Origin of the sequence: Acetivibrio clariflavus DSM 19732, assembly GCF_000237085.1 — a bacterium.
Taxonomy (GTDB): domain Bacteria; phylum Bacillota; class Clostridia; order Acetivibrionales; family Acetivibrionaceae; genus Acetivibrio; species Acetivibrio clariflavus.
Genome location: NC_016627.1, coordinates 1,449,690 through 1,461,643 on the forward strand (window position 1 = coordinate 1,449,690; position 11,954 = coordinate 1,461,643).

Below are 11,954 nucleotides of genomic sequence, written 5' to 3' on the forward strand. Positions count from 1 at the left end.
TTATCTTAATGTTTCAAATTTTGATGCCTCCCGGCAGCGTCTCGGTTTTAGCGCATGCCGGAAAGCAATTATTCTAAAACCATTTAAACTCCCGGCTTTAAAGAGCTTCTGCCTTTGAATCACTATGAACGGGAGTTATATGGATTTTTGGAAGCTCGGTTTCATCTATACCGAATTTCTCTCCTACAATTGATTCTATTTGAGAGATTAATGCCATAGCATCAATTCCGTATTCACGCATTAAATACTGCCTGCTTGCCCCATGCAAATAAGTATCCTTAAGTCCTATGCGATAAAGCTTTTTACCGAGCCCGGCTTCTGCCATGTTTTCGGCTATAATGCTTCCTAAGCCTCCTATGATTGAATGGTTTTCCATGGTTATAACACCATATTTGGAAGAAGCTATGCTATCGAGAACTTCCTGGGCATTAAAAGGCTTTAGTGTAGTAACATGCATATGATGAATGGATACGCCATGGGACTCAAGAACTTTTACTGCGCGCATGGCTTCCTCAGTACAAATTCCTGTTGAAAGAAGAACAAAGTCTTTACCGTGGCTGATAGTTCGGATTTTTCCAAGTCGCATAACGTCTGAAGAAGCAAAAAGCCTGGGTATCTCTCCGCGTATCATCCTTATGTAAACAGGGCCGTTTACTTCATAGGCTACATCCAAAACCGATTCAACATCGGTAGCATCGCCGCATTCTAATATTGTCATGTTTGGAAGGGCACGCATGACGGCTATATCTTCAATGGCCTGGTGGGTTGCACCTCCCGGTGTTGTGACCCCCGGCAGAAATCCGAACATTTTTACCGGTAAATTGGGATAGGATACCGACATAGCAATCTGGTCAAAGGCCCTTCGGTAAATAAACACAGCAAAGGTGTGGACAAAGGGTATAAAGCCTTCCCGGGCAAGACCTCCGGCAAAACTCAGCATGTTTTGCTCTGCTATACCCATGGATATAAAACGTTCAGGATATGTATCCCTGAAAAGATCTATTTCTGTTGAACTGGTCAGGTCGGCCGAAAGAACAAACACATTAGGTTTATCTTTGGCCCAGGCAACCAGGTTTTTAGCATGTACTTTACTTAGTATTTCCATTTCTTAATAACCTCCTTGGGATTCCAGTACTTTTAGTGCGTCCTCAAACTGCTTTTTTTCATCGGCATTTGCAAATCGAATATAGTGTAGTTTTGGAATCCTTTTTTCCAATATTTCAATTCCTTTGCAGGGGTTTGTATCGCAAAGTATAAAAGTAGGTCTTCCATCGGGGTTTAAACTGCCCAGTGCAGCAATGGCTTCTATATTGTGCCCGTCAATTCTGTAAACTCTTGCCCCAAATGCTTCAAGACGTTTGTCAAAGGGCTCAATATTCATGACACTGGTCATTTTTCCATCACACTGGTATCCGTTAATATCTACATAGGCAAGGATATTATCCAGTTTGTGATAGGAAATTGCCTGTACAGCTTCCCAAAATTGACCCGACTGACATTCTCCGTCCGATAAGAACAGAACAACTCTGCCGGTTTCGCCTTTAAGTTTGCGTGCCATTGCAATACCGGCAGCCTGGCTGATTCCCTGGCCTAAAGAACCGGTCATAACTTCCATTCCCGGTGAATGTTCTGCACCTATCATCTCTACAATGCTTCCGTCTTTGTTAAAGTGATCCAGTCCGTTTTCAGCCATGCGCCCAACTTCAATTAGCGCAGCATAAACCACAAGAGCATACTGAGAGGGTGAAAGAAAGAAACGGTCATATTCCGGACCATTAGGACCGTTATAAATGGCACCACTGGTATAATTGGGATTGTTTGGCCCCGGTACTCCCGGAAATTGTCCTGGGGTCAGGGGGGAATCCAACTTTCCTAAATTCATAACTATTGTATACAGTGTTGCCATGATTTCCGCTGATGAGCACGCCTGGCTCAAATATCCTCCGCCATTTTTTATTGTATGTTCCAATACACGGCGCCTTATACCGTAAGCAACTCGTCTGACTTCTTCCTGCCATGTAACATTGCAATCCTTTGTATTCATAGTTTTGCATTACTCCTTACATCAGTGTTTTTAATATTTGAAAAAGTATTTAAAACTAAACCTATCGAATTCATATATGTAAAATATAATACCATTGCATACATAATTATTCAATTATGCTGTTTAAAAATAAATGAAGGGTTAGTATTATAACTTTTTAATCAAGAAGAATTAGGTTGCTAAAGACTTGATATGCTGACATCTCAATAAACTTGATTTTTATACCTTTTGCTTTATACTAGGATATTTTTTAAAAAACATTAATAAATAAAAAGCATTTTATAATAAAAAATTCAATTATAATAGTACCTTGACAACTGAAAAAGAATACATTATTATTAATTTTAAATATTATAATGTTTAGAAGCGATGAACAAGAGGAGTAGGCAGTGTAACTTGATAGAGATGGAAAACCGCAGGCTGGAAGTTTTCCTCAGGTTTAATGCTGTTGAAGGTAGCTTGGGAGCTCTGTAGCTGAATACCGTTAATTTAACGTGTGAGTAAGCTGCAGCGGTGGAGGTCCGTTACAGCCCGTACTTTGAAAAAGCTGCTATGCGGCTTTGGAGAAGGAGATGAGCTGCCCTGTATAGGGAATTTTGGTGGTACCGCGGAATTTAAACTTTCGTCCAATATCGGATGAAAGTTTTTTTAGTTTATATTTAAACTTATTGTCATGAGCAAGGGATATATCCTATCTTGAAATACTGGAACTATTTTAATGGTTCCGGACGCGGTAAATATATTTGTCAAAAATGGTTGTCAATAAACACAGTCATTATAAAAATAACTTGTAATATTCAAGATGAACTTACTTTGGGAAAAATGGCAGTGTATAAAAATAAAAAGCAATTAACGGTCAAAAACATGGACATGATGTTGCTGCTTTGAGGGATTAATTTTAATTATTACAGGACTTTCGATTAAAAGATTTTAATGAAATGGAGGTTATGTAAAATGAGTGAAGAAAAAAATATTGCCAAAACCTATGACCCCAAACAAGTTGAGGATAGACTTTATCAGAAGTGGATGGATAAGGGGTATTTTCATGCAGAGATAGATGAAAACAAAACACCTTTTACCATTGTTATTCCGCCACCGAATATCACAGGCCAGCTGCACATGGGACATGCTTTGGACAATACTCTGCAGGACATCCTTATCAGATGGAAAAGGATGCAGGGCTTTTGTACCCTGTGGCTTCCGGGAACTGACCATGCCAGCATAGCTACTGAAGCAAAAATAGTAGAGGCCATGGCTAAAGAAGGTATTACCAAAGAGGATATAGGCAGAGAGAAGTTTCTGGAAAGAGCATGGGAATGGAAGAGACACTATGGTGGCAGAATTGTTGAACAGCTTAAGAAGCTGGGAAGCTCCTGTGACTGGCAGCGGGAACGCTTTACCATGGATGAGGGACTATCGGAGGCTGTTAAAGAGGTATTTGTAAGGCTTTATCAAAAAGGACTTATATACAGAGGAGAAAGAATTATCAACTGGTGTCCTAAATGTAATACGTCAATTTCCGATGCCGAAGTTGAATATGAAGAAAAGGCGGGACATTTCTGGCATATACGCTATCCTATCAAGGACAGTAATGAATATGTAGTGGTTGCTACCACAAGACCGGAAACCATGCTGGGAGATACAGCAGTGGCAGTACACCCTGATGATGAGAGATATAAACATTTAATAGGCAAGATGGTAATTCTGCCTTTGGTTAACAGGGAGATACCTGTAATAGCTGATGAATATGTTGAAAAGGATTTCGGAACCGGAGTAGTTAAAATTACCCCTGCCCATGACCCTAATGACTTTGAAGTGGGATTAAGGCATAATCTCCCTCAGATAAAGGTTATGAATGACGATGCCACAATGAACGAAAATGCCGGACAATATCAGGGAATGGACAGATATGAAGCAAGGAAAAAGATTATTGAAGACTTGGAAAAGCAAAACTTATTGGTAAAAATTCAGGATCATACTCATAACGTGGGTACCTGCTACAGATGTTCCACAGTTATAGAGCCGATGATTTCAAAACAGTGGTTTGTAAAGATGAAACCTTTGGCAGAACCTGCTATTGAGGTTGTAAGAAACGGAACCATCAAGTTTGTACCCGAAAGATTTGCAAAGATATATTTCAACTGGATGGAGAACATTCAGGACTGGTGTATTTCAAGACAGTTGTGGTGGGGACATAGAATTCCTGCATATTACTGCCAGGAGTGCGGTAACATGATGGTGGATAGAGATATGCCCGATACGTGCCCTAATTGCGGTAGTTCAAGAATTGAACAGGATCCGGATACCCTGGATACTTGGTTCAGCTCGGCACTGTGGCCGTTCTCAACCCTCGGATGGCCGAATGAGACCGAGGATTTGAAATACTTCTATCCTACCGATGTTTTGGTAACCGGATATGACATAATATTCTTCTGGGTTGCAAGAATGATCTTTTCAGGTATGGAACATATGGGGAAAGAACCGTTCAAATATGTATTCATTCACGGAATTGTAAGGGATGCGCTCGGAAGAAAGATGAGTAAATCTTTAGGAAACGGTATTGATCCTTTAGAAGTAATAGACCAATACGGTACCGATGCCTTAAGATTTGCCCTTACTATAGGTACTTCACCGGGAAATGATTTGAGATTTTCCACTGAAAAGGTAGAGTTTAGCAGGAATTTTGCAAATAAAATTTGGAATGCTTCAAGATTTGTACTTATGAACTTTGATGAAAATCTTGATTTTTCAAAAGTAGATGAGAGTAGATTCACTTCTGCCGATAAATGGATTTTAAGCAGGGTAAACAACCTTACTAAGGAAGTAACCGAAAATTTGGATAAATTTGAGTTGGGAATAGCCCTGCAGAAAATATATGAGTTTATCTGGGATGAGTTCTGTGACTGGTATATTGAGCTTGTAAAACCCAGACTTTATGACAAGGAAGACAGTTCAAGGATTGAAGCTCAGTATGTGCTGAATTATGTCCTGGGAACGGCTATGAAGCTATTGCATCCGTTTATGCCGTTTATTACAGAAGAAATATACACCCATTTGATTAATGGCGATGAAAGCATTATGATTTCAAAATGGCCTGAATATAAAGAAGAATATAATTTCTCCGCTGAAGAGGAGAAAATGAATACCATTATGAGTGCCATTAAGAACATAAGGAATATAAGGGCAGAAATGAATGTTCCTCCTTCAAAGAAGGCAAAAACCATATTTGTTGCCTCAAAACCCGAGCATCGGGAGATTGTCGAAGAGGGAAGAATGTACTTTGAAAGATTGGCATCCTGCTCAGAAATTTTAATACAGTCCGACAAGACTGATATTCCGAAAGATGCGGTGGCTGCAGTGCTTCCAGGTATAGAAATCTATCTGCCCCTTGAGGATTTGATAGATATTGAAAAAGAGCTTGAAAGACTTGAAAAGGAAAAGGAAAACCTTGAGAAGGAATTGGACAGGGTAAATGCAAAGCTTGCAAATCAAGGCTTTATTGCAAAGGCACCTGCAAAAGTTGTAGAAGAGGAAAAAGCAAAGAAAGCCAAATATCAAGAGATGTATGATAAAGTTATAGAAAGGCTTAACGGTTTAAAAAATAGCAAAAAATAGGATGGGGTACTTGAATGTAATTATATTCTGTGCTACTATATAATCTAATATATTTGTTTAAATATTCCATAATTTGTTCGAAAGCATGCCCTGAAACGATGAAGAGAAGTATAAAGTTTTTGAACAGAGAGGCATAATTTTGCATAAGAAAAATATAAAATAGTTTTTGAAAAGATGAACAAAAGCTTTGGAATTGATAAAAGCGCTGATGCTTTCCTGCTTCAGGAATGAGCCTGACAGGAAAGCATTTTTGTTTATACTCTTTCCAGTTAATGTGAAATTCTGGTATACAATTAGTATACAATGAAAGTGAGGGGATCAAAATGGACTGCATTAAATTTATATTAGTGGGAGAAGATAATAAACTTTTGGCGAATTTTAAAAATACACTGTGTTCGAACGGAATGATATATACCGGATATACAAAAGAACCCGTCAATATTTTAAGACTTGTCAGAACGCATTTACCTGAATATATAGTAATTGATGTGGGAAAGAACTTCGCAAAATTAAAGCATGTATTGGAGATAATCGATGAGGAAATGCTGGCAGCATGCACTTTGGTCCTGGATATAAAGAGTGATGAAATCTCCGACTTTTTACGAAATTCAAGAGTTATGACCTATGTGACAAAACCTGTTTTTGATGAAATTATAAATCAAATTGCCGAATTAAGTATATTAAATTTTAAAAGGGTTTGGGAATACGAACAAAAGGTAAAAAAATTAAATGATACTTTAGAGAGCAGAAAGGTAATAGAAAAGGCAAAATGGATATTGGTACAGCAAAAGGGGCTGTCTGAAGCCGAAGCCTATGAACTTATAAAGAAAACAAGCAGAGATAACAGAATACCGATGAAATACATTGCTGATGCAATTATTCTTACCCGAAGTTAATGTAAATGAAAAGAATAGTAGATGCAAGAGTAAAATATTGAAATTGCAAAAATGCATAAAAAATAAAAAATATTTAATAAAAACTATTGCATTTTTGCAAGATGCATGCTAATATAAATTCATAAATTAAATATAGAAATAAATGTAAAATCCCAGGAACGGATTTTACAATTTGAAGGCTAGGTTGCCACAGATTATTTATATAATTTGTGGCTTAATTTATAATTTTAAACCAATCTTAAAATGGCGATTGCAAAGTTTTAAATTTTGTGACAGTATAGTTTTATTGCTTATTTCTTGACTTAAAATTCCCTGATACGAATTTTTAGTCACAAGCCGCGGGTGCTGGTATTTGTGAAAATACAGCACCCTTTTTGTATTCTTTTTTAATAAAATCTCTAAGCCAAAAACAAAGGGGCGTAAATGCCCCGGAGTTCTTATATCAATAAGAATATAAATTAAGAAATCAATGCAAAAAAGGATGGAGGTAATTTGTATGAGACAGGTAGCGATTTATGGAAAAGGTGGAATTGGAAAATCGACAACTACTCAAAATTTAACCGCCGGTCTTGGCGAAATGGGCAAGAATGTAATGATAGTAGGCTGTGACCCTAAGGCCGATTCAACAAGATTGATATTGGGCGGATTGGCACAAAAAAGTGTTCTCGATACTTTGAGGGAAGAGGGTGAAGAAGTAGAACTGGAAAACATAATGAAAACCGGTGTGTTTGGAATCCGATGTGTTGAATCGGGCGGCCCGGAGCCGGGAGTAGGATGTGCAGGAAGAGGTATTATTACTTCAATCAATATGCTTGAAAGCCTTGGTGCTTATACTGATGATTTGGATTATGTTTTCTACGATGTATTGGGTGACGTTGTATGCGGTGGTTTTGCAATGCCCATAAGGGAAGGAAAGGCGCAGGAAATATACATAGTAGCCAGTGGAGAGATGATGGCTCTGTATGCGGCAAATAATATTTGCAAAGGTATTCAGAAGTATGCCAATGCCGGAGGAACCCGACTCGGTGGAATAATATGCAACAGCAGAAAAGTTGACGGAGAAAAAGAGTTGTTGGAGGCCTTTGCCAAAGAGTTGGGAAGTCAGCTGATATACTTTGTACCCAGGGATAATCAGGTTCAAAGGGCAGAAATAAACAGAAAGACAGTAATTGACTATAGTCCTGATCATCCGCAGGCAGATGTTTATAGAGGATTGGCAAGGGCAATTGACAACAATGATATGTTTGTCATTCCAAAACCGATGGTACAGGACAGACTGGAAGAAATCCTTATGGAACACGGCATATTGGATGCGTAATGAAAGGAGGAATTGATAATTATGTTAATGATTAGAGCTATTATAAGACCTGAAAAAGTGGGAGTTGTACTTTCGGAACTTTGCGATGCCGGATTCCCCGCAGTCACTAAAGTGGATGTTATGGGACGCGGTAAACAAAGAGGAGTAAAAGTAGGAGAAGTGTTCTATGATGAGATCCCTAAAGAGATGTTGATGATAGTTGTAAAAGATGAGGATAAGGATGACGTGATTAAAATAATTATGAAAAATGCCAAGACCGGTACCAACGGTGCTTTTGGAGACGGAAAGATATTTGTAAGTCCGGTGGAAGAGGCATATACCATAAGTTCCGGAGAAAACGGTCTGTAAAGGAGGCGGCAATATGAAAGAAGTTCTTGCCATTATCAGAATGGAAATGATAAGCAAGACTAAGGAAGCACTGCTAAAAGAAGGCTTTGCGGCACTGAATTGCCGAAAAGTCATGGGAAGAGGAAAGAAAAAGGTGGATTTTTCGGTAATTGAGAACATGGTTAACGGTACCGAAATCTCTTCCCCGGCTGTGGCTGAGGCAATGTCCGAAGGGCACAGGCTTGTGCCCAAGCGATTATTGTCCCTGGTAGTCGCAGATCAGGATGTTAAAAAAGTGGTGGATATAATCATTGAAACCAACAGTAAAGGAAGACCCGGAGACGGAAAGATATTTGTAATGCCAATAAGCGATGTGATCAGAATAAGAACCGGTGAAACGGGAGAAGTGGCAATTTAAATTAGTAATTCCAACGATTTGAGGTGATTCAAAATGAAACAGAAACTGGATAAAATTTTGGAAAAATATCCTGCGGCAGTGTTTAAGAACAGGAAACAGCACATTGTTGTAAAGGACGATAGCGCTGAACAGCCCCAGACTATTGCTGCCAACGTCAGAACCATTCCGGGGATAATTACAAACCGAGGATGCTGCTATGCCGGGTGTAAAGGTGTTGTATTGGGCCCATTGAGGGACGCAGTTGTACTAACCCACGGACCTATAGGCTGTGGCTATTATACCTGGGGCACCAGAAGAAACAAAGGAAGGACGAAAGGCGACGAGCTAAACCTATTAGCCTACTGTTTTTCCACTGATCTTCAGGAAAGTGACATAGTATTCGGCGGGGAGAAAAAGCTTTATCAGGCCATAAGAGAGGCTGTAGATATATTTAAACCTAAAACCATATTTATCTGTGCCACATGCCCTGTGGGACTTATAGGGGATGATATACATGCAGTGGCGTTAAGGGCTCAAAAAGAATTCGGAATAAAGGTTGTTGCCTTTAGTTGTGAAGGATATAAAGGAGTCAGTCAGTCCGGCGGTCACCATATTGCCAATAACGGCTTGATAAAACACATAATAGGTACAGGTGAAAAAGCCGTTGGAAAGTATTCAATAAATTTGCTCGGTGAATACAATATCGGCGGTGACGGCTGGGAAATTGAAAGGATTCTAAAAAAGATAGGCTATGAAATTGTAGCATTAATTCCTGGAAACGGTACGGTTGAAGATTTGAAATATGCTCATAAAGCTACTCTGAACGTAATTCAATGCCATCGTTCCATCAACTATATAGGTGACATGATGAGGACAAAATACGGCCAGGATTGGCTCAAAGTAAACTTTATCGGAATAAGCAGCACCATAAAGAGCCTGAGGGATTTGGCGAGATATTTCGATGATCCGGATCTCTACGCAAGGACTGAAGCGGTAATAGCTGAAGAGCTTGAAGAGATAACCCCGCAAATTGAAGAGTACAGGAAGATATGCAAGGGCAAGACAGCTGCACTTTTTGTCGGAGGTTCAAGAGCTCATCATTATCAGCACTTATTCAAAGACCTTGGCGTAGAAACGGTTCTTGCGGGATATGAATTTGCCCACAGGGACGATTATGAAGGAAGAGAGGTACTGCCGACAATAAAGGAAGACGGGGACAGTAAGAACATAGAAAACCTTGAAGTGGAACCGGATCCAAAACATTACAGGATCTTTCTTTCGAAAGAAAAGTACGAACAGCTTAAAAATGAGATACAGCTTAACGACTATACCGGCATGATACGGGAGATGAAAAACGGAAGTCTTGTTATAGACGATTTGAACCACTATGAGACTGAAGAAATTTTGAAGCTTTTAAAACCGGATATTTTCTGTTCAGGTATTAAGGATAAATACGTTGCCCATAAGGCAGGAATTTTCTCCAAACAGCTTCATTCCTACGATTACAGCGGTCCGTATGCCGGTTTCAGAGGTGCGGTTATATTTGCAAGGGATATAGCCATGGGACTGAAAACTCCTTCATGGAAACTGGTTACACCTCCCTGGAAGACACAACCTATCATTGAAGGAAGCTATGTCTGCTAAAAATTCATGGAAATAAGGAGGGATTCTATATGTTAGATTTTACACCCAAAGAGTATGTCGATAGAAAAGGGTTGGTTATAAATCCTGCAAAAACCTGTCAGCCGGTTGGTGCAATGTACGCGGCTTTGGGGATTCACAAATGCCTTCCCCACAGCCACGGTTCGCAAGGATGCTGTGCATATCACAGAAAATTTCTGACGAGGCATTTCAGAGATCCCGTTATGGCATCCACCAGTTCTTTTACCGAAGGTGCAGCTGTTTTTGGCGGCGGAACAAACTTGAAGACTGCAATTAAAAATGTTTTTTCAATATATAATCCTGATATAATTGCTATTCACACCACATGCCTTTCAGAGACAATAGGAGATGATATACCGGCGATTATTCTACAGTCTCAGGTTCCGGAGGGGAAGATAGTAATTCATGCCAACACACCGAGTTATGTAGGTTCGCATATTACCGGATTTTCCAATATGGTTAAGGGGATGGTTAAGTACCTTTCGAAGAATAGCGGTGTACCCAACGGAAAAATAAATGTGATTCCGGGATTTGTAAATCCTGCTGATATGCGTGAAATGAAGAGAATCTTAAAGGCTTTCGGGGCAGAATTCATAATGTTTCCGGACACCAGCGGAGTGTTGGACGCTCCCATGACAGGAAAATATGAAATGTATCCTTCCGGGGGGACAAAAGTAGAGGAACTTATAGATACAGGCAATTCAAAGGCAACTATTGCGTTGGGAAGCTTTGCATCGGCGGATGGAGCTTTTGAATTGGATAAAAAGTGTAAAGTGCCTTACACGGTACTTAAAACACCCATTGGCATCGAAGCAACCGACAGATTCTTAATGGAGATATCAAAGATTACCGGAAAAGAAATACCGTATGAGTTGGAAGAAGAAAGAGGCCAGGTAGTTGACGTGATGGTGGATTGCCATTATCACTATCATGGAAAAAAGGTTGCCATATTCGGAGATCCCGACCTGGTAATTGCCCTTACCGAGTTTGCAATAAGTCTTGGAATGATTCCGAAGTATGTGTTAACCGGAACTCCAGGCGACAGCTTTGAAAAAGAAGTTGGTGAAATGCTGAAGGCTGCAGGAGTTGATGGCAAGGTAAAAGCCGCCGGGGACCTGTTTACTTTGCATCAATGGATAAAGGAAGAACCGGTAGACCTATTGATGGGTACTACTCACGGAAAGTATATTGCAAGAGCAGAGGATATTCCATTTGTTCGCATAGGTTTCCCGATACTTGACAGAAGTGTACATTCATATATGCCTCTGGTGGGTTACAGAGGAGCAATGAGAATAATTGAAATGATAAGCAATACCTTATTAGACAGGCAGGACAGGGATGCTGCCGATGAAGACTTGGAACTTATCATGTAAAATTAATGTTCTGTATAGGTTGTTATAACCAGGTTTTCCCTCCTATCAAATTTTACACTCCGATGACGGCTGTAAAGGAAAAATTCTTTATCCTATTCTTAAGGGAATGAATAAATCGCTTAAAGCTGTTTACATTGAATACGCCCCCATTATGTGGCCAAGGCTGTTTCAAAAAACCCCAATACAATTGAACAGGAACCGATTGATAGCTTAAAGCTGTTTTAAGCGATTTATGAAATAAAGAATTTTTCTGATAGGAGGATTTATATAAATCTCTTTTGGTTTTCCTTAGGCTTTGGTGCCTAAGGAAGACCGTAAAGAG

9 protein-coding genes and 1 other annotated feature are annotated in these 11,954 nt (G+C 39.6%); of the genes, 7 read left to right on the plus strand and 2 right to left on the minus strand.

Features of this window, described 5'->3' with window-relative positions:
- Positions 1-97 precede the first annotated feature (97 nt).
- Positions 98-1,105, minus strand: a complete 1,008-nt coding sequence (locus CLOCL_RS06150; protein ID WP_014254529.1) for a transketolase family protein — start codon at positions 1,103-1,105, stop codon at positions 98-100.
- 3 nt (positions 1,106-1,108) lie between these two features.
- Complete coding sequence (locus CLOCL_RS06155) at positions 1,109-2,044, minus strand: transketolase (RefSeq protein WP_014254530.1); 936 nt, start codon at positions 2,042-2,044, stop codon at positions 1,109-1,111.
- A 360-nt stretch (positions 2,045-2,404) separates the two neighbouring features.
- Positions 2,405-2,677 (plus strand) — a binding site (T-box leader).
- A 321-nt stretch (positions 2,678-2,998) separates the two neighbouring features.
- On the opposite strand from CLOCL_RS06155, the gene CLOCL_RS06165 reads away from it, so the two are divergent.
- The 7 genes from CLOCL_RS06165 (at position 2,999) to nifK (ending at position 11,632) form a co-directional block, all read left to right on the plus strand.
- Entirely contained in the window at positions 2,999-5,659 is a 2,661-nt protein-coding gene (locus tag CLOCL_RS06165; RefSeq protein WP_014254531.1) for a valine--tRNA ligase, read from the plus strand.
- A gap of 323 nt (positions 5,660-5,982) precedes the next feature.
- The gene (locus CLOCL_RS06170; protein ID WP_014254532.1) at positions 5,983-6,555 is read left to right on the plus strand and encodes an ANTAR domain-containing response regulator; all 573 of its coding nucleotides are present in this window, start codon (positions 5,983-5,985) and stop codon (positions 6,553-6,555) included.
- 496 nt (positions 6,556-7,051) lie between these two features.
- Positions 7,052-7,873 carry a nitrogenase iron protein gene (nifH, locus tag CLOCL_RS06175; RefSeq protein ID WP_014254533.1) on the plus strand — a complete coding sequence of 274 codons (822 nt, stop codon included), beginning with the start codon at positions 7,052-7,054 and terminating at the stop codon, positions 7,871-7,873.
- A 21-nt stretch (positions 7,874-7,894) separates the two neighbouring features.
- Complete coding sequence (locus CLOCL_RS06180) at positions 7,895-8,221, plus strand: P-II family nitrogen regulator (protein WP_014254534.1); 327 nt, start codon at positions 7,895-7,897, stop codon at positions 8,219-8,221.
- A 13-nt stretch (positions 8,222-8,234) separates the two neighbouring features.
- A complete protein-coding gene (locus tag CLOCL_RS06185) occupies positions 8,235-8,618 on the plus strand; it encodes a P-II family nitrogen regulator (RefSeq protein ID WP_014254535.1) in 384 nt (127 codons plus the stop codon).
- 33 nt (positions 8,619-8,651) lie between these two features.
- Positions 8,652-10,241: a nitrogenase molybdenum-iron protein alpha chain gene (nifD, locus tag CLOCL_RS06190; protein WP_014254536.1), complete on the plus strand. Its 1,590-nt coding sequence runs from the start codon at positions 8,652-8,654 to the stop codon at positions 10,239-10,241.
- Positions 10,242-10,270: 29 nt separating this feature from the next.
- Positions 10,271-11,632 (plus strand): nitrogenase molybdenum-iron protein subunit beta, encoded by a 1,362-nt coding sequence (nifK, locus tag CLOCL_RS06195; protein WP_014254537.1) that lies wholly within the window; start codon positions 10,271-10,273, stop codon positions 11,630-11,632.
- Positions 11,633-11,954 lie beyond the last annotated feature (322 nt).

Coding starts and splice junctions, on each gene's coding strand:
- nifD (WP_014254536.1), top strand. CDS start 8,652: ATGAAACAGAAACTGGATAAAATTTTGGAAAAATATCCTGCGGCAGTG.
- nifH (WP_014254533.1), top strand. CDS start 7,052: ATGAGACAGGTAGCGATTTATGGAAAAGGTGGAATTGGAAAATCGACA.
- CLOCL_RS06150 (WP_014254529.1), bottom strand. CDS start 1,105: ATGGAAATACTAAGTAAAGTACATGCTAAAAACCTGGTTGCCTGGGCC.
- CLOCL_RS06155 (WP_014254530.1), bottom strand. CDS start 2,044: ATGAATACAAAGGATTGCAATGTTACATGGCAGGAAGAAGTCAGACGA.
- nifK (WP_014254537.1), top strand. CDS start 10,271: ATGTTAGATTTTACACCCAAAGAGTATGTCGATAGAAAAGGGTTGGTT.
- CLOCL_RS06170 (WP_014254532.1), top strand. CDS start 5,983: ATGGACTGCATTAAATTTATATTAGTGGGAGAAGATAATAAACTTTTG.
- CLOCL_RS06165 (WP_014254531.1), top strand. CDS start 2,999: ATGAGTGAAGAAAAAAATATTGCCAAAACCTATGACCCCAAACAAGTT.
- CLOCL_RS06180 (WP_014254534.1), top strand. CDS start 7,895: ATGTTAATGATTAGAGCTATTATAAGACCTGAAAAAGTGGGAGTTGTA.
- CLOCL_RS06185 (WP_014254535.1), top strand. CDS start 8,235: ATGAAAGAAGTTCTTGCCATTATCAGAATGGAAATGATAAGCAAGACT.